The organism is Bradyrhizobium sp. WSM4872 (assembly GCF_055811715.1).
In genome coordinates, this window is record NZ_JBVVPT010000026.1 from 25,129 (window position 1) to 42,669 (window position 17,541).

The window sequence follows — 17,541 nt, forward strand, 5'->3', positions numbered from 1 at the left end:
CGTGTCGATCTACGTCGCATTACACCACGTCACGCACTACAAATACGACCGTCCGATCGATCTCGGCCCGCAGACCATCCGTCTGCGGCCGGCGCCGCATACCCGCACGCCGATCCTGAGTTATTCGCTCAAGGTCACTCCAGCCAATCATTTCGTGAACTGGCAGCAGGATCCGCTGGGCAATTGGATCGCGCGCTACGTCTTCCCGGAGAAGACGACCGAGCTCAAGATCGAGGTCGATTTCACGGCGCAGATGACCACGGTCAATCCGTTCGACTTCTTCGTCGAGCCCTATGCCGACAGCTTTCCGTTCGAATATACGCAAGATCTCAAGACGGAGCTCGCGCCTTATCTCGAGACCGTCAAGCCCGATCGGCTGTTCGCGAAATATCTCGACACGATCCCGCCCGAAGCCCCGAACACCGTCGACTTCCTGGTCGATCTCAACAGGGAGCTGCAGAAAAGGATCGGCTACGTCATCCGCATGGAGGCGGGCGTGCAGACGCCGGAGGAGACGCTCTCCTCCGCGGCCGGCTCATGCCGTGACTCTGCCTGGCTTCTGATTCAGACCTTCCGTCACCTCGGTCTCGCCGCCCGTTTCGTCTCCGGCTATTTGATCCAGGTCCGTCCCGACATCGATCCGATCGAGGGGCCGCCGGAGGTCGAGAACGATTTCACCGATCTCCACGCCTGGGCCGAGGTCTACCTGCCGGGCGCGGGCTGGATCGGCTTCGACGCGACCTCGGGCATGCTGGCGGGCGAGGGCCACATCCCGGTCGCGGCGACGCCGCACTACCGCTCGGCCGCGCCCATCTCCGGCGGCGCCGGCTTCGCCGAGGTCGAATTCGCCTTCGACATGAGCGTCAAGCGCATTCGCGAGGCGCCGCGCATCACAAAGCCGTTTTCGGACGAATCCTGGATACGGCTCAACGATCTCGGCGAGCAGGTCGACGGCGATCTTGCAGCGCAGGACGTCCGTCTGACCATGGGCGGCGAGCCGACCTTCGTCTCCGTCGATGATCTCGAAGGCGCCGAGTGGAACACGGACGCGGTCGGTCCGACCAAGCGCGGGCTCGCCGACGATCTGATCCGCCGCCTGCGCGCGCGTTTCGGACCCGGGGGCCTGCTGCACTTCGGGCAAGGCAAATGGTATCCCGGCGAAAGCCTGCCGCGCTGGGCGTTTGGACTGTACTGGCGCAAGGACGGCGTGCCGATCTGGAAGAATGCCGACCTCATTGCCAGCATCGAAAATCCGCGGCCGGCGCAGGCCAAGGACGTCAAGGCGTTCGTGGAGGGCACGGCGCTGCGGCTCGGGCTCGATCCCGGCTACATCATGCCGGCCTTTGAGGACACCGCGTACTGGCTGCAGAAGGAAGCCGAGCTTCCCGTCAACGTCGATCCGTCCGATTCCAAATTGTCCGATCCGGAGGCCCGCGCGCGAATGGCGCGGGTGTTCGAGCAGGGGCTCAACAATCCTCGCGGCTTCGTGCTGCCCGTGCAGCGCTGGAATGCGGCGCCACGCTGGCGCAGCGAGCGCTGGCAGCTCCGGCGCAGTCATCTGTTCCTGATGCCGGGGGATTCGCCGCTCGGCCTGCGCCTGCCGCTGGACTCGCTCGGCTATGTCCCGCCCGATCAATATCCCTACATCGTCGAGCGGGATCCGATGGAGGCCCGCGGCAAGCTGCCCGTGTTCAGCCTTCCGGCGCGTCCGGACTCGCCGGAGCGGCTCGAGCCCGAAGAGCTCAACACCTCCGTGCCGGTTCGCACCGCGATGTCGGTCGAGGTCCGCGACGGCGTGCTCTGCGCCTTCATGCCGCCGGTCGAGCAGATCGAGGATTATCTCGAGATGATCGCGGCGCTCGAAGCGACGGCCGAGGAGATGCAGCTCCAGGTCCATGTCGAGGGTTATCCGCCGCCGTTCGATCCGCGTGTCGACGTCATCAAGGTGACGCCCGATCCCGGCGTGATCGAGGTCAACGTCCAGCCGGCCAAGAACTGGCGCGAGGCGGTCGAGATCACCGCCGGGCTCTATGAGGATGCCGGCAAAACGCGCCTCGGCGCCAATCGCTTCCTGGTCGACGGCCGCCACACCGGCACCGGCGGCGGCAATCACGTCGTGGTCGGCGGATCGAGCCCGCAGGACTCGCCGTTCCTGCGCCGGCCTGATCTGTTGAAGAGCCTGGTCCTGCACTGGCAGCGTCATCCGTCGCTGTCCTATTTCTTCTCCGGCCTGTTCATCGGCCCGACCAGCCAGGCACCGCGCATCGACGAAGCCCGCCACGACAGCATTTACGAGCTCGAGGTGGCGCTCACGCACGTGCCGCCGCCGGGCACTCAGGCGCCGCTGTGGCTGGTGGATCGCTTGTTCCGGCATCTCCTCGTCGACATCACCGGCAACACCCATCGCGCCGAGATTTGCATCGACAAGCTCTATTCACCGGACGGCACGACCGGGCGCCTCGGCCTGGTCGAATTTCGCGCGCTCGAAATGCCGCCGGATCCGCGCATGTCGCTAGCGCAGCAGCTGCTGATCCGCGCGCTGATCGCAAAATTCTGGCGTGAGCCGCAACAAGGCAAGTTCGTGCGCTGGGGCACCGCGCTGCACGACCGCTTCATGCTGCCGCACTTCATCTGGGAAGATTTCCTCGAAGTGCTGACCGAGTTGAAGCAGTCCGGCTATCCGTTCGAGCCTGAATGGTATCTGGCCCAGCTCGAATTCCGCTTCCCCGCCTTCGGCCGCATCCATCATGGCGGCGTCACGCTGGAGCTGCGGCAGGCGCTGGAGCCCTGGCACGTGCTCGGCGAGGAGGGCTCGGCCGGCGGCACCGTGCGCTATGTCGACTCATCGGTCGAGCGGCTCCAGGTCAAGGTGGAAGGCTTCGTCGAGGGCCGCCATATCGTCACCTGCAACGGCCGCCGCCTGCCGATGACCGCCACCGGCCGCTCCGGCGAGGCCGTGGCCGGCGTCCGCTTCAAGGCCTGGCAGCCGGCCTCCGGCCTGCACCCGACCATTCCCGTTCACGCGCCCCTGACATTCGATCTTATTGACACCTGGAACGGCCGCTCGCTCGGCGGCTGCGTCTATCACGTCGCCCATCCCGGCGGCCGCAGCTACGACACCAAGCCGGTCAACACCTACGAGGCCGAGGCGCGGCGGCTGGCGCGATTCCAGGACCACGGCCATACGCCGGGCCCGATGCAGCCGCCGCCCGAGGAACGCACAAATGAGTTTCCGCTGACCCTCGACTTGCGGTCCCCGCTCCTGCAATGAGTATGATGCGGGGGCAGGGAGAGGCGCATGGCCGAGGGCGCAGCCGAAGAGGACGACAAGGCGGGTCAGGCGCAAGGTCAACGTGACGGCCAGCGCCGTTTCGCGCAATGGGTCCGCGACTATAGGCGCCTGCCTGGCATCCCCGACGAGTTTCTCGGCCCGGACGGCAAGCCCCGCGCGGTCTGGAGCCGCTTCTTCGATGCTTTCGGCGCGCTCGCGCCCGACGAGGTCGAGCGGCGGTTTGGCATGGCGGACCGTCATCTCCGCGAGGCCGGCGTCACCTATCGCGCGCCCGGCGAGAGCGCCGACCGGCCCTGGTCGATCAGCCATCTGCCGCTGCTGATCGACGAGGCCGACTGGAAGCAGCTGTCCGACGGCATCACCCAGCGCGCCGAGCTGCTCGAGCTCGTGCTGCGCGACATTTATGGCGAGGGCCGCCTCGTCGCCGAAGGCGCGCTGCCGGCGGCCGCGATCGCCGGCAGCCCCGAATATCTCCGTCCCGTCTGCGGCGTGCCGCCGCCGGGAGGGCGCTATCTCTCGCTCTATGCCGCCGATGTGGGCCGCGGGCCCGACGGCCGCTGGTGGGTACTCGGCGACCGCACGCAGGCACCGTCGGGTGCGGGCTATGCGCTGGAGAACCGCCTGGTGCTCTCGCGCGCCTTCTCCGATCTCTACAAGTCGATGAACGTGCCGCGTGTCGCGCCGTTCTTCGAGGCGTTTCGCGACAGCCTTCGTGCGCGCGCCGACCGCGACGAGCCGCGGATCGGCGTGCTCACGCCGGGCAGCTTCAGCGAGACCTATTTCGAGCACGCGACGCTGGCGCGCTATCTCGGCTTCCTGCTGGTCGAGGGCGACGATCTCGCCGTCAGTGACAACCATATCCACATCCGCACGGTTGCGGGGCTCAAGCGCCTCGACGTGCTGCTGCGCCGTGTCGATTCCAATTCGCTCGATCCGCTCGAGCTCGATGCCTCCTCGCGGCTGGGGGTCCCCGGCCTGATCGACGTGCTGCGCAAGGACGGCGTCGTCGTCGCCAACATGCCGGGCTCGGGCGTGCTGGAGGCGCGGGCGATGCTCGGCTTCCTGCCGGCGCTCAGCCGTCGCCTGCTCGGCGAAGAGCTGAAGATGCCGCACATCGCGACCTGGTGGTGCGGCCAGCGCTCGGCGCGCGACGAGGTGTTGTCGCGGCTCGACGAGGTCGCGATCGAAGGCGCCTATCGGCGCGGCGTTCCCGGTTTCGACAGCAACGGTCCCGTGCTCGCGAGCGAGCTCGACGCCGCCGGGCGCCGGCGCCTGAGCGACGCCATCGCCGCGCGCGGCATGGACTATGTCGGCCAGGAGGTGGTGCGGCTCTCGACCATGCCGGTGTGGGAGCAGGGGCAGATCACGCCGCGTCCCTTCGTGCTGCGCGTGTTCGCAGCCGCGACGCCCGACGGCTGGGCCATCATGCCCGGCGGCTTCTGCCGGATCGCTGAGCAGCCCGATGCGCGTGCGGTGTCGATGGGCGACGGCGCGCGTTCCGCCGACGTCTGGGTGGTCTCGGACAAGCAGGTCTCGACCGCGACGCTGCTGCCCGCCACCGACAAGGTGCGCATCCGCCGTATCGCCGGCGTGCTGCCGAGCCGCGCGGCTGACAATCTGTTCTGGCTCGGCCGCTATCTCGAACGCGCCGAGGCGACGTTGCGGCTGGTGCGGGCGCTGGGCTCGCCGAGCGGGCCCAACAAGGGCACCGCGGCCTCGCTGCAATCGGCGGAGCGTATCCAGCGCCTGCTGGTGACCTGGGGCGCGATTTCACAGACCTCGCGCGCGGCGCCCGGCCGCATCGTCGCCGAAGCACTGCAGAGCCCGGAGCGTTTCGGCTCGGCACTGTCGCTGGTCCGCGCGGCCCAGCGCACGGCGACCTCCTTGCGCGAGCGGCTGTCGCCCGATGCCTGGCAAGTCATCACCGAGATGGCCGAGCGTCTTGCCGTCGAGGTCGAGGACGACGACAGCGTGCTGAGCGCGGCCGAGCTGACTTTGCAGGAGCTCGCGAGCTTTGCCGGCCTTGCGCATGAGAACATGAACCGTGCGGCCGGCTGGCGCTTCCTCGATATCGGTCGGCGCACCGAGCGCGCCATCAACACCACGCGTTTTGCCCGGCAGTTTGCCTATGACGAGGCCGGCGACGAGGATCTCGATATTCTGCTGACGCTGGTGGATTGCCAGATCACGTACCGCTCGCGTTATCTGCTGGCGCCGATCCTGGCGCCGGTGCGCGACCTCGCCGTGCTCGACAGCTACAATCCGCGCTCGGTGGCGTTCCAGGTGACGGCGCTGAACGAGCATATCGCCGCGCTGCCGAGCCTGAAGGAGCACGGCCTGATCGAGAAGCCGCAGCGGCTTGCGGTCGCGATGCAGGCGATGCTCGCGACCGCGGAGGCCGAGAAGCTCGAGGTCAAGACGCTGTTCGCCCTGGAGCAGGATCTGCTCAGCCTCGCCGAGGCGGTCGGGCAGCACTACTTCCCGCACGGTCCCAATGCGAGCCGGCCGGAAAAGCTGACGGGGTTGGCGTGATTTACGATATCCGTCACCTCACCACCTACGAATACGAGAGCCCGGTCAGCTTCGCCCGCTGCACGCTGCGGCTGGAGCCGAGGAGCGGCCATGGCCAGGAGCTGATCTCGCACAAGGTCGAGATTCGTCCGCGCGCCGCGGAGCGTAGCGTCCGGCGCGATTTCTTCGGCACCCTGACCGAGAGTGTCGTGATCGAGGCCGCGCATCGCACTCTGCGCATCGATTCCCGCTCTCGCGTGAAGGTGTCGCGCCAGCCGCCGGCGCGCGCCGCTGCCAGTCCGGGCTGGGAGAGCATTCGCGACATCGCCTTCGAGGCGACGAGCCTCGGGCCGTCCTCGCCGGTCGGCTATGTCTTTGCGAGCCCGCTGGTGCCGGTGCTGGGACCGGTCAGCGCCTATGCGGCGGAAAGCTTCGCGCCCGGCGCGGGCATCCTCGGCGGGGCGGTCGATCTGATGCATCGCATCCGCGCCGAATTTCGCTACGACCCGAAGGCGACGGTGATTTCGACGCCGCTCGACGAGGTCTTCGTCAAGCGCCATGGCGTCTGTCAGGATTTTGCCCATGTGATGATTGCGGGCTTGCGCGGGCTGGGCTTACCCGCCGCGTATGTCAGTGGATATCTTCGCACCATTCCGCCGGCGGGCCAGCCGCGCCTGCAGGGCGCCGATGCCACCCACGCCTGGGTGTCGCTGTGGTGCGGGGAGGAGCTTGGCTGGGTCGATTTCGATCCGACCAACGATCTCATGGTTGCTGGCGACCATATCGTGCTCGCGGTCGGCCGCGACTTTTCCGACGTTTCACCGGTCGACGGCATCATCGTCGGTTCGCCAAAGCAGAAGCTCGACGTCGCCGTCGACGTGCTGCTGGTGGAATGATTGCGGGCCCTGCCGTGCCGGCGACGCCCTGCCAAGGTGTGTCGGGCCCGCAGCGCAACCGTGATATCGCGGGGCACAAACCGCAACATATTTCCGTGTTTACGCTCCCGGGTTTGGCCAGTCGGCCAAGATGGGCTATGCTGGCGCCTGCGTCGAGGACGAGAATGAGACGTCGGGTATTGGCGTGGAAAACCACCGACAGACGGGGCTGCATCCATGATGACGTTACCGAGACTGGCGGCGGAATCCCTGGAGAAAACGCTGGGTTCGTTCATGCGCCGCAGGTACGGCGATTCTCCGGCAAACATCGTCGAGAGCGCGACCCGTACCGCGATGGAATGCATCGGAAACAGCGACGCTCTCTATCATAATGTCGAACATACGATGCTGGTCACGCTGGCGGGCCATTCCATCCTGAGCGGCCGGTATCTTCATATTCATCTCTCGGCCGAGGATTACGTCCACGTCCTGATCGCGTGTCTTGCCCATGACATCGGTTATGTCCGCGGCTTGTTCGAGGAGGATGACGAGGACGGTTTTGTGGTCGATGCGGCAGGCACCAAGGTCTCGCTGCCCCGCGGCTCATCAGATGCCAGCCTGATGATGTATCATGTCGACCGGTCCAAGCTGTACGTCATGCGCCGCCTGCAGCATATCCCAGGGCTTGATCCGGAACGCATCGCCCGCGCCATCGAGGGCACCCGCTTTCCGGCCCGCCAGGGCCAGGACTATGACGACGACGCCTCGATCCTGCGCGCCGCCGACTTCATCGGCCAGCTCGGCGACCCCAATTATCTGCGCAAGGCCAACGCGCTCTACTACGAATTCGAAGAAGTCGGTATGAACCGCCAGCTCGGCTACGATTCGCCCGCCGACATCGTGAACCGCTATCCTCAGTTCTACTGGAACAGCGTCGCGCCGCACATCCAGACCGAGATCGGCTACCTCAACAAGACCGAGATTGGGCGGCAGTGGATCGCCAACCTCTACAGCAACGTCTTCCGCGCCGAGCGTGACATCACGTTGTCGGGGCCGCAAAAATAGCTTCGCCTTTTAATGCAACAAAAAACAATCACCACCGATATCCTCGACATCGCCTATCGCGAATACGGTGCGCCGGACGGTTGGCCCTGCATCATGGGTCATGGCTTTCCCTACGACGTGAACGCCTATGCCGAGACCGCGCCGGTCATTGCGCAAGCGGGCGCGCGGGTGCTGGTGCCCTGGCTCCGCGGCTACGGGCCGACGCGATTCCGTTCCGCTGCGACGTTGCGCTCCGGCGAGCAGGCGGCGCTTGGCGCCGATCTCTTGGCGTTCATGGATGCGCTTGGAATCTCGCGCGCGGTCGTCGGCGGTTACGACTGGGGCGGGCGCGCGGCCTGCGTGGTCTCGGTGCTGCATCCGGAGCGCGTGATCGGCCTCGTCTCGGGCAATTCCTACAACATCCAGAACATCGCGCGTTCGATGGAGCCGGCTTCGCCACCGGAGGAGGCGGCGCTCTGGTATCAATATCTCTTCCACAACGAGCGCGGCCGCCGCGCGCTGGAGCGCAACCGGCGCGGTTTTGCACGCCAGCTCTGGTCGATGTGGTCGCCGACATGGGCCTTCGACGATGCGACATTCGAGACCAGCGCAATCTCGTTCGACAATCCTGATTTCGTCGATGTCGTGATCCACTCCTATCGACATCGTTACGCGCTGGTCGCGGGCGATCCCACCTATGCCGCGATCGAGGCGAAGCTCGCCGCCCAGCCGCCGGTTCGGGTGCCGACCATCGCGATCGACGGCGACAGCGACGGCGTCAATCCCGGCACCGCGCACCATGCACGCAAATTCGAGGGCTTTTTCGAGCGGCGCGTCTTTACAGGGGCCGGCCACAATTTGCCGCAGGAGCGGCCGGCCGAATGGGCGCAGGCCGTGCTCGATGTGCGGAAAGCGGCCGCATAGAGCCGGGTTTCTCGTCCCTCAGTCTTGCCGCTCTCGCAGCTTCCGATTTTTCCTGATCCCGGGAACCTTTTCCAATCGCAGCCGTCCAAGCTGTGGGGCCGCGTTCTGTATGCGGTCCGTTGCAGGGGAGGTTTTCGATGAAGACGCAAACGCGCAGGCTGGAACGTGTCGCGGTCGCGCAGGCGCCGAGCGAGCGGCCCGAGAGGGCGGAGGTCGAGCAGGCGATCCGGACCATGATCCGGTGGGCCGGCGACGATCCCGCGCGCGACGGTCTGCGCGACACGCCGGACCGGGTCGCGCGCGCCTTCGAGGAGTATTTCTCCGGCTATGCGCAGGATCCGACCGAAATCCTGCAAAAGACGTTTGAGGAGATCGAAGGCTATGACGAGATGATCGTCCTGCGCGGCGTTCGCTTCGAAAGCCATTGCGAGCACCACATGGCGCCGATCGTCGGCCGCGCCTGGGTCGCTTATATTCCGCAAGGCCGGGTCGTCGGCATCTCCAAGCTCGCGCGTCTCGTCGACATCTACGCCAAGCGGCTTCAGATTCAGGAGAAGATGACCGCGCAGATCGCCAACACCATCAATGATGTGCTGAGGCCCGAAGGCGTCGGGGTCATCATCAAGGCAACGCATCACTGCATGACCACGCGCGGCGCGCACAAGCCCGGCACCGATCTCGTCACCAGCCGCATGCTCGGTGTGTTCCGCGACAATGCGCTGACACGCCAGGAGCTGCTTGGGCTGGCCAATTCGGACGATTGATCCGCGACGGCTCAAGGAGGCACAACGCCATGACCGAGGACAAGAAGCCAAGCGGGCCCGACCTGAGCCGGGGCGTGACGCTCGCCGCGTTCAAGGACGGCAAATTGCTCGGCCATGTCGGCGAGGAAGACGTCCTGGTGGTGCAGGCCGGCGGCGAGATCTTTGCGATCGAGCCGACCTGCAGCCACTATCACGGTCCGCTCGCTGAAGGACTCGTGGTTGGCGACACCATCCGCTGTCCCTGGCATCACGCCTGTTTCTCATTGCGGTCAGGCGAGGCGACCCGTCCGCCGGCGCTGAATGCGCTGGCGGTGTGGGAGGTCTCGCGCGATCAGGACAAGATCATCGTTCAGCGCAAGCGCGAGGTGCCGAAGCCTCCGGCGTCTCACCGGACAGCGCCAACGCCGGAGAAAATCGTCATCATCGGCGGCGGCGCGGCGGGTTTCGCGGCGGCGCAGACGCTCCGTCGCGAGGGCTTTGCCGGCGCCATCACCATGCTCAGCAATGACAGCGCGATGCCGGTGGACCGGCCCAATCTCTCCAAGGACTACCTCGCGGGCAACGCGCCGGAGGATTGGCTGTCGCTGCGGGGCGAGGACTATTATCAGGACGCCGGCATCGATCTCAGGCTCAACACGAATGTCTCTGCGATCGAAGCGAAGACGCGCAGCGTGACGCTGGGCAACGGCGACAGGCTGCCGTTCGACCGGCTGCTGCTCGCGACAGGCGCCGAGCCGGTCAGATTGCAGATTCCGGGTGCCGACCAGCCTCATGTCCACACGCTGCGCTCTGTCGCCGACAGCCGCGCCATCATCAAGGCGGCCGGCAGCGCCAGGCGTGCGCTGGTGATCGGCGCCAGCTTCATCGGCCTCGAAGTTGCGGCCTCCTTGCGGGCACGCAAGCTCGAGGTGCACGTGGTCGCGCCGGACGAACGGCCGATGCAGAAGGTGCTCGGTCCCGAGATGGGCGACTTCGTGCGCGCGCTGCATGAGGAGAACGGCGTCAACTTCCATCTCGAGGACACGGTGGAAAAGCTGGACGGCACGCGCGCCACGTTGAAGAGCGGCGGCGTGATCGAGGCCGACCTGGTCGTGGTCGGCATCGGCGTCAAGCCGCGCCTCGCGCTCGCCGAGCAGGCAGGGCTTGCGGCCGACCGCGGCGTCAGCGTGAGCGAATATCTGGAGACCAGCATAGCCGGTATCTTCGCGGCCGGCGACATCGCGCGCTGGCCCGATCCGCATTCGCGGCAAACCATCCGCGTCGAGCACTGGGTCGTGGCGGAGCGGCAGGGCCAGACCGCGGCGCGCAACATGCTCGGCAAGCGCGAGCGCTTCGAGGCCGTGCCGTTCTTCTGGTCTCAGCACTATGACGTGCCGATCAACTATGTCGGCCACGCCGAGAGTTTCGACGACATCGCGATCGACGGCAGCATTTCCGGCAAGGACTGCCTGCTGAAGTATCGCAAGGGCGGCCGCGTCCTTGCGGTTGCTTCAATTTATAGGGATCTCGACAATCTCAAGACCGAGCTGGAGATGGAGCGGACACGCGGCTGAGACGCGCATCCGGTCTTGATTTGCGTCAAGGTTGCTGGCCGCGAGGGCTGCTGTGCTGGCTGTTGTCCCGGTGCGGCGCGCGCTAGTCTGGCCTGTGCTCGCGGGCTTCCATGCAGGAGTGGCCGTCATGACAAGTGCCTCGGATATCTCCCATCCTTCCGGCCTGGGCTCCGGGATCTCGGCCCTGCATGCCAAATGGGGCTGGATCGTAGCCTTGGGAGTCGTCTACCTCGTCGCCGGCTTCGTCGCACTTGGCAGTGTTGTAATGGCGACGGTGGCGAGCGTGATCGTGGTTGGCGCCATGATGATCGTCGCAGGCGCGGCCGAAATCATCGGCGCGTTCCAGATGAAAAGCTGGGGCAAGTTCGTGATCTGGGCCTTGCTCGGCGTACTCTATGTTATCGCGGGCTTTCTCACCTTCGAGAACCCGCTGTTTGCTGCAGTGTTGCTGACCCTGTTCCTGGGTGCATCGCTGCTCGCCTCCGGCGCCGTCCGACTCTTTCTCGCTTTCAGCATGAAGCGTGAAAGTCCGTGGGTCTGGGTGGCGCTCTCGGGCGCCATCACGCTGCTGCTGGGGCTGTTGATCCTGGCACGTTGGCCGGTGAACAGCGTCTACATCCTCGGCCTGTTTCTCGGCATCGACCTGATCATGGCGGGCGCGGGGTGGGTGAGCCTGGGCTTCAGCCTGAAGCGGCGCCACTGATCAGCAACTCGACGCAAGACCCTCTCACGGATCTCCGCTGATCTGGCGCGCTGGCAAAAAGCAGCACGCCGCGCCTTCCGACTCGCGCAGCGATCATCACCGGGGAGAAACCATGAAAGCCGCTTTGGTCCTGGCTGCAGCCTTGGCTGCCTGCCTGTCCACGCCTGTCTCCGCACAAAAATCCTACGGTCCCGGCATCAGCGACACCGAGATCAAGATCGGCAACACCATGCCCTATAGCGGCCCCGCATCGCCGCTCGGCATCACCGGCAGGGTGCTCTCGGCCTATTTCGACGAGGTCAACGAGAAGGGCGGGATCAACGGCCGCAAGCTCAATCTCCTGTCGCTCGACGACGCCTTCTCACCGCCGAAAACCATGGAAGCGGCGCGGCGGCTGGTCGAGGGCGACGGCGTCGCCTTCATCTTCGCGACCATGGGCACCGCGCCGAGCTCGGCGATAGCGAAATATCTCAACAGCAACAAGGTGCCGCAGCTGTTTCTGATCAGCTCGGCCTCGAAGTGGAACGATCCCGCCAACATGCCCTGGTCGATGGCGCTGCCATGGGCGCCGAACTACACCAGCGAGGCCGCCATCGACGTCGCCTATGCCCGTGCCAAGAACCCGAACGCGCGCTTCGCGGTGCTCTATCAGAACGACGATGCCGGCAAGGAATATCTGCGCGGCGTCAAGGAAGCGCTTGGCGCCGACGCCGACAAGGCGATCGCGATGGCGTCGAGCTTCGAGGTCGCCGACCCCACCGTCGATTCCCAGGTGCTGACGCTCGCCAACACCAAGGCCGACGTGTTCATGATCTATTCGGTGACGCCGCGTGCCTGCGCCCAGGCGATCCGGAAAGCGCATGAGGTCGGCTGGCAGGCGACGCGTTTCCTCGCCTCAGGCTGCGCCAACAAGGCCACCGTGATGGTTCCGGCCGGCCTCGATGCCGGCAAGGGCGTGCTCTCGCTCGGCTCGCTCAAGCCGTTCGTCGAGGCGCCGAAGGACGATCCGGCGATGACGGCCTATATCGACTTCATGAAGAAGCGCCTGCCCAATGCCGACGTCAACAACGTCGCGGGTCTCTACGGCTACACCGTCGCCGAGGCATTGGTGGTCTTGCTGAAGCAGTGCAAGGACAATCTGACGCGCGAGAACATCATGGCGCAGGCGGCCAATTTGAAGAACGTGCCGCTGTCGCTGCTGATGCCCGGCATCACGCTCAACACCACGCCGCAGGATTTCCGCCCGATCAAGGACGGCTATATGCTCCAGTTCAACGGCAACGACTGGATCGTCGCGAGCGAGCTGCTGCGCGGCACGTGAGGGGACTGCGCAAGCGGCCGCAGAGACAGTGCACCCTCTCCCCTCGCGGGAGAGGGTGGATGCGCGAAGCGCAGCCGAGTGAGGGGTTTCTCTCCGCCACATTTGAACTCGCGGATGCGACCCCTCATCCGGCGCCATAGCCGAAGCTCCGCTTCGGCGTTCTTAGGAACGGCGGCCGAAGGCCGCCTATGCCACCTTCTCCCGCAAGGGGAGAAGGAAAAGGAGAACACCATGGATTTTCACCACTCCGAACGTTCGCTCGAGCTGCAGGAGCGCGTCCGCCGGTTCATGCGGACGCATGTCGAGCCGGTCGAGGAGCTCTATTACGAGCAGGTGAAGCCGGAAGCGACACGCTACCGGACGCCGCAGGTCCTTCAGGACCTGAAGCGGCTGGCGCGGGAGCAGGGGCTCTGGAACCTGTTCCTCTCTGGCGAGCACGGCCAAGACCCTAACAACACCGGCTTGACCAATCTCGAATATGCGCCGGTGAAGGAGATCATGGGCCGCATCCTTTGGGCGCCTGAGATCTTCAATTGCTCGGCGCCCGACGTCGGCAACATGGAGGTGCTGGCCAACTACGGTACGCCGGCACAGCAGGAGCGCTGGCTGAAGCCGCTCTTGGAGGGGCGCATCCGCTCCGGCTTCTCGATGACGGAGCCGCAGGTCGCCTCCAGCGATGCCACCAACATCCAGTGCGAGATCAGGCGCGACGGCGGCGACTACGTCATCAACGGCCGCAAATGGTTCACCTCGGGCGCGATGAACGAGGATTGCGAGATCCTGATCGTGATGGGCAAGACCGCGCCCGACGATCCCGATCGCCACCGCCAGCAATCCATGATCCTGGTGCCGAGAGCGACGCCCGGCGTGCGCATTGTGCGCGACATGCTGACCTACGGCTATGACGACGCGCCGGTCGGCCATCCCGAGATCGTCTACGAGAACGTTCGCGTGCCCGCGGAGAACATCCTGCTCGGCGAGGGCCGCGGCTTCGAGATCGCGCAAGGCAGGCTTGGCCCCGGCCGCATCCATCATTGCATGCGGCTGATCGGCTGCGCCCAGCGCGCGCTGGAGTTGATGTGCCAGCGTGCGGTCTCGCGCACGGCCTTCGGCAAGCCGCTCGCAGAGCAAGGCTCGGTGCGCGAGGACATCGCCAACTCCTTCTGCGAGATCGCGCAGGCGCGGCTCTTGACGCTGCAGGCCGCCGACAGGATGGACCGCGAGGGCAACAAGATCGCGCGCGACCTGATTGCGGCCGCCAAGATCGTGGTGCCCAGCATGGCCGCCCGCGTCATCGACCGCGCCATCCAGATCCACGGCGCTGCCGGCGTCTCGCAGGACACGTTCCTGGCGCGTGCTTACGTCTACGCCCGCTTCATCCGCATCGGCGACGGACCGGATCAGGTGCATCTGGCCGCGGTGGGGAAGGAGCTGATCAAGCGTGGCGGGGTGATGGCTTAGGGACGATCTCTCCTTCCTTCTCTCCCTGTGCAAGAAGTGGCTGCCCCGCCGGAGCGTCGCTGCGATGAGCGCTTCTGCGAAAACCAACGCCGACGAGAATGAAAACACGGTCAGGCAGGCGAGCGCATCGATTATCCTGATTGGTGGCGCCGTGAGAGTCATGTCGTCGCACTTTTTCGCTGTCGCTGTCGTCGTCATGCTGTTGACGCAATGTCTGTCTTAGACGGCAACAACTGAAACACCGTGCTGGAACTGTTGGGGTTCCTACAAACGGTTCCGGAGCCAGGGGTTGGCTCGACCCGCAATACGCTTTGCGGCATCGGAACCGAACAATCGAAAATCACAGGAGATATAATGGTGTTCCGATCGAGCGCCGCAGTTTGCGGCGCCGTGGTTGCGCTTGCCGTTTCCGTTTCTATTGCGCGATGTGAAGCTGGTGGGGTTCACTCAAGCGCTGCCGACAATGCCGCTTCCGGAGAAGCGATCGTTGGCGCGGCATCCATGTACAATCCGTTCAAGCCAGGCAGAGAGGAGGGCGGGCCGAAGACGGCTTCCGGCGAGCGCTATGACCCCTCGGTCTGGTCGGCTGCCATCAAGACGAGCTTGCGAAAGAAATTCGGTGGGGTCCGATTTGGCGTGAAGCCGAAATACGCCCTCGTCGAGGCCATCGGCAAGAAGGTCATCGTCAGGATAAACGACGTGGGACCGCTAAGGCCCGGCCGCATCATCGACTTCAATGAGCGGACGATGCGTCATTTCGATCCGAGCCTGGAGCGCGGGGTCATTCCTGATGTAAAAGTCCGGCCGCTTGCCGGCGGCGATTGGACACCCGGACCGGTTGGTTGAACCGTCGCACCAGCAGGTCGCGCAGCACGACCGAAGGTCCCGGCGTTATCGCCATGATGACATCATGGTTTGCTGCGCGCCTGCGGCAGCCATGTCCATGCGTACAAACTCCTAAGCGGCCGTGATCTTCGAAACCGGGCCTTCAGCTCCTGTGCCAAGGGAGTCCACACCCGTCGCCTCCATGCAGAGTTTAAGAGCCCCGCCCAGAGTTGCAGCAGCCAGATCCGCCTTGGCACCTTCCCGCAGGCTTTCCAGCGCGCCTGGGTCGATGTCCTTCATACAGCAACCGAGAATGATTGTAGCCTTGGGCAATTTACGGCGAAGCCGTCGCACCGAGTAACGCATATGGGCAGGACTACTTGCGTCCATATAGACAAGACAGACAATGGCGACCCCGGCGGTCTCCAGCCGGAAGATATTCGCCGTTGATAACGCTTCCGCCGCTTCAACTCGCGCCGGCAAGCCATGCGCACCGGTCAATTGAGCCAGCATGATCGCAGCGGCTTCGTCGATCGGATTTCGTCCAGCCAGGCAGAGCACGGGATGATCGCCTTGCCATTCAGAAGGCAAGTCCTCCTTGCGCAGAACCCGCAGACTCTCATAAGGCGCGTCCTCAGCCACGCCCTCTATGGCAGATGTAGCTTCGATATCTGTGGTCGGGTTGACCTTAGGCGGACGCTCATCCTGCTCTGAAATGTTGTTGGCGAATTCCTGGACCGCATCCCTGATTTTGGTGAGCCGGTCGGGATCCAGAGCGCCGCGCTCGGCATCCGCTTGAGCCAATTGCAGTCCTCGCAGCGCGACTTCGTCGTAATAGGAGCTGAGAGATCGCTCCTTCAAGAACTCCTCGGCTTTTGCCGATGCTTCGGTCGGATCGCCGGCGAGCATCCGCTGATAGAATATCTCAGGCGGAGAGAGCGCTGGTCGGTCTCCAAACATGACGTCCAGGAACTCCAGGCGCTCGACATGGCGGCCCAGTACGACCAGACACACCGTAAGGGGTGTCGCCAGAACGAGGCCGATCGGACCCCAGAGCGCCGTCCAGAACGTCGCAGAAGCGACAACGGCCACCGGCGACAGTCCCGTGCTGTGTCCATAGACCATCGGCTCCAGCACATGGCCGACGACGGGCTCCACCACCACGAACAGCGCGATCGTCCAAAGCAGCATCGTCCAGGTTGGATCGACGGCGACCGCGAGAGCGAGAGGAAAGGCGGCGGCGATGACTGCCCCAATGTAAGGCACGAAGCGCAGCACTGCCGCCAGAATGCCCCACAGGATCGCGCTTGGAACGCCGATCAGCCAGAGACCCATTCCGATGACGATGCCGAAGCTCCCGTTCACGAGAAGCTGGATCAGGAAGAGCCGGCTGAGGCGGCTCGCCGCGTCATCAAGGGCAGCCGTGGTGCGCTGCAGGTCATCCGAACCGGCCAGCCTGATCAGACGATTACGAAGATCCTCGCGCTGAAGCAAAATGAAGATCACGAATATGACGATGATCCCGGTCGTTGCGAGCGGATGAAGCAAGGGTGAAATCAGCGTTTGCAAGCTCTCCAGCGCGCCGGGATCGGGCTGAAGCACTTCCACAGGAACGGGCTTCGGCGAGGCCGCTTTCGGAGCTGCTATGGTTCCCAACGAATTCGCGGCGTCCTTGGGCTTGTCGAGCTCCTTGCTGAGGTCTTTCAACATGCTCGAAGCCCGCTCGAGCGTGCCTCGACCGGCGGTGGTCTCACGGAAGGATTGGATCTTCTCGCTGATTGTGGATTGATATCGCGGCAAATCGCCGGCCAGCTCCGCGAGTTGGGTGGCTAGCAGGCTGCCCATCGCAAATATGAACGCGAAGGCGATTACGACCACGCTCACCACAGCCAAACTGCGTGGAACGCGCAGACGCTGAACCAGTCGAACCAGGGGTGCCAGCACGAAGCTGAGCAAGACGGCAAGCGCTATAGGTATGATGATCTCGCGACCGTAATAGAGCACCATGACAATGATCGCGGCGAGAATAGCCATCGCCACGGCGCTCAACAGCGAAATCAGTTCTTCCGGTGTTCGTGCTTTGAATGGCTGCCTGATCACAGCTCCTCGCTAGGCCGGGAAAGACGGCGAGTTTGTTGAGGGTCCAGTGAGTTCGGACGGCACATCTTTGGGAAGGTCGTCCAGTCCTGACATGATGCAAGCTGTCGAAGTCGGTGCATGAGCTTCAGGCCGGTTTGCGAGGCCGGTCACAACTGACCAGGCCCGATC

12 protein-coding genes are annotated in these 17,541 nt (G+C 64.8%); 11 read left to right on the plus strand and 1 reads right to left on the minus strand.

All coding sequences use genetic code 11. The features are described 5' to 3' along the window. Position 1 precedes the first annotated feature (1 nt). The 11 genes from AC0L3C_RS27435 (at position 2) to AC0L3C_RS27485 (ending at position 15,294) form a co-directional block, all read left to right on the plus strand. Positions 2-3,271 (plus strand): transglutaminase family protein, encoded by a 3,270-nt coding sequence (locus AC0L3C_RS27435; RefSeq protein ID WP_473409489.1) that lies wholly within the window; start codon positions 2-4, stop codon positions 3,269-3,271. Positions 3,272-3,298: 27 nt separating this feature from the next. Then, complete coding sequence (locus AC0L3C_RS27440; RefSeq protein WP_473264042.1) at positions 3,299-5,824, plus strand: circularly permuted type 2 ATP-grasp protein; 2,526 nt, start codon at positions 3,299-3,301, stop codon at positions 5,822-5,824. Beyond that, positions 5,821-6,699, plus strand: a complete 879-nt coding sequence (locus AC0L3C_RS27445; RefSeq protein WP_473264041.1) for a transglutaminase family protein — start codon at positions 5,821-5,823, stop codon at positions 6,697-6,699. The genes AC0L3C_RS27440 and AC0L3C_RS27445 overlap by 4 nt, the downstream gene beginning before the upstream one ends. Positions 6,700-6,915: 216 nt before the next feature. Next, on the plus strand, positions 6,916-7,743 hold the full coding sequence (locus AC0L3C_RS27450) for a metal-dependent phosphohydrolase (RefSeq protein ID WP_473264040.1): 828 nt from the start codon (positions 6,916-6,918) through the stop codon (positions 7,741-7,743). Between the two features lie 12 nt (positions 7,744-7,755). Next, positions 7,756-8,646: an alpha/beta fold hydrolase gene (locus tag AC0L3C_RS27455; protein ID WP_473409490.1), complete on the plus strand. Its 891-nt coding sequence runs from the start codon at positions 7,756-7,758 to the stop codon at positions 8,644-8,646. Positions 8,647-8,783: 137 nt separating this feature from the next. Continuing rightward, positions 8,784-9,410, plus strand: coding sequence for a GTP cyclohydrolase I FolE (gene folE / locus AC0L3C_RS27460; RefSeq protein WP_018456940.1), 627 nt, complete (start codon positions 8,784-8,786; stop codon positions 9,408-9,410). Between the two features lie 29 nt (positions 9,411-9,439). Then, positions 9,440-10,963: an FAD-dependent oxidoreductase gene (locus tag AC0L3C_RS27465; protein WP_473409491.1), complete on the plus strand. Its 1,524-nt coding sequence runs from the start codon at positions 9,440-9,442 to the stop codon at positions 10,961-10,963. A 127-nt stretch (positions 10,964-11,090) separates the two neighbouring features. After that, positions 11,091-11,666 carry an HdeD family acid-resistance protein gene (locus AC0L3C_RS27470; protein ID WP_473279572.1) on the plus strand — a complete coding sequence of 192 codons (576 nt, stop codon included), beginning with the start codon at positions 11,091-11,093 and terminating at the stop codon, positions 11,664-11,666. 112 nt (positions 11,667-11,778) lie between these two features. Further along, complete coding sequence (locus tag AC0L3C_RS27475; RefSeq protein WP_473409492.1) at positions 11,779-12,987, plus strand: ABC transporter substrate-binding protein; 1,209 nt, start codon at positions 11,779-11,781, stop codon at positions 12,985-12,987. 231 nt (positions 12,988-13,218) lie between these two features. Next, on the plus strand, positions 13,219-14,448 hold the full coding sequence (locus tag AC0L3C_RS27480; protein ID WP_473409493.1) for an acyl-CoA dehydrogenase family protein: 1,230 nt from the start codon (positions 13,219-13,221) through the stop codon (positions 14,446-14,448). Between the two features lie 354 nt (positions 14,449-14,802). Beyond that, a complete protein-coding gene (locus AC0L3C_RS27485) occupies positions 14,803-15,294 on the plus strand; it encodes a septal ring lytic transglycosylase RlpA family protein (RefSeq protein WP_473264035.1) in 492 nt (163 codons plus the stop codon). A gap of 111 nt (positions 15,295-15,405) precedes the next feature. Here AC0L3C_RS27485 and AC0L3C_RS27490 read toward each other — a convergent pair whose 3' ends face one another. Then, positions 15,406-17,373 (minus strand): AI-2E family transporter, encoded by a 1,968-nt coding sequence (locus AC0L3C_RS27490; RefSeq protein ID WP_473409494.1) that lies wholly within the window; start codon positions 17,371-17,373, stop codon positions 15,406-15,408. Positions 17,374-17,541: the final 168 nt, after the last annotated feature.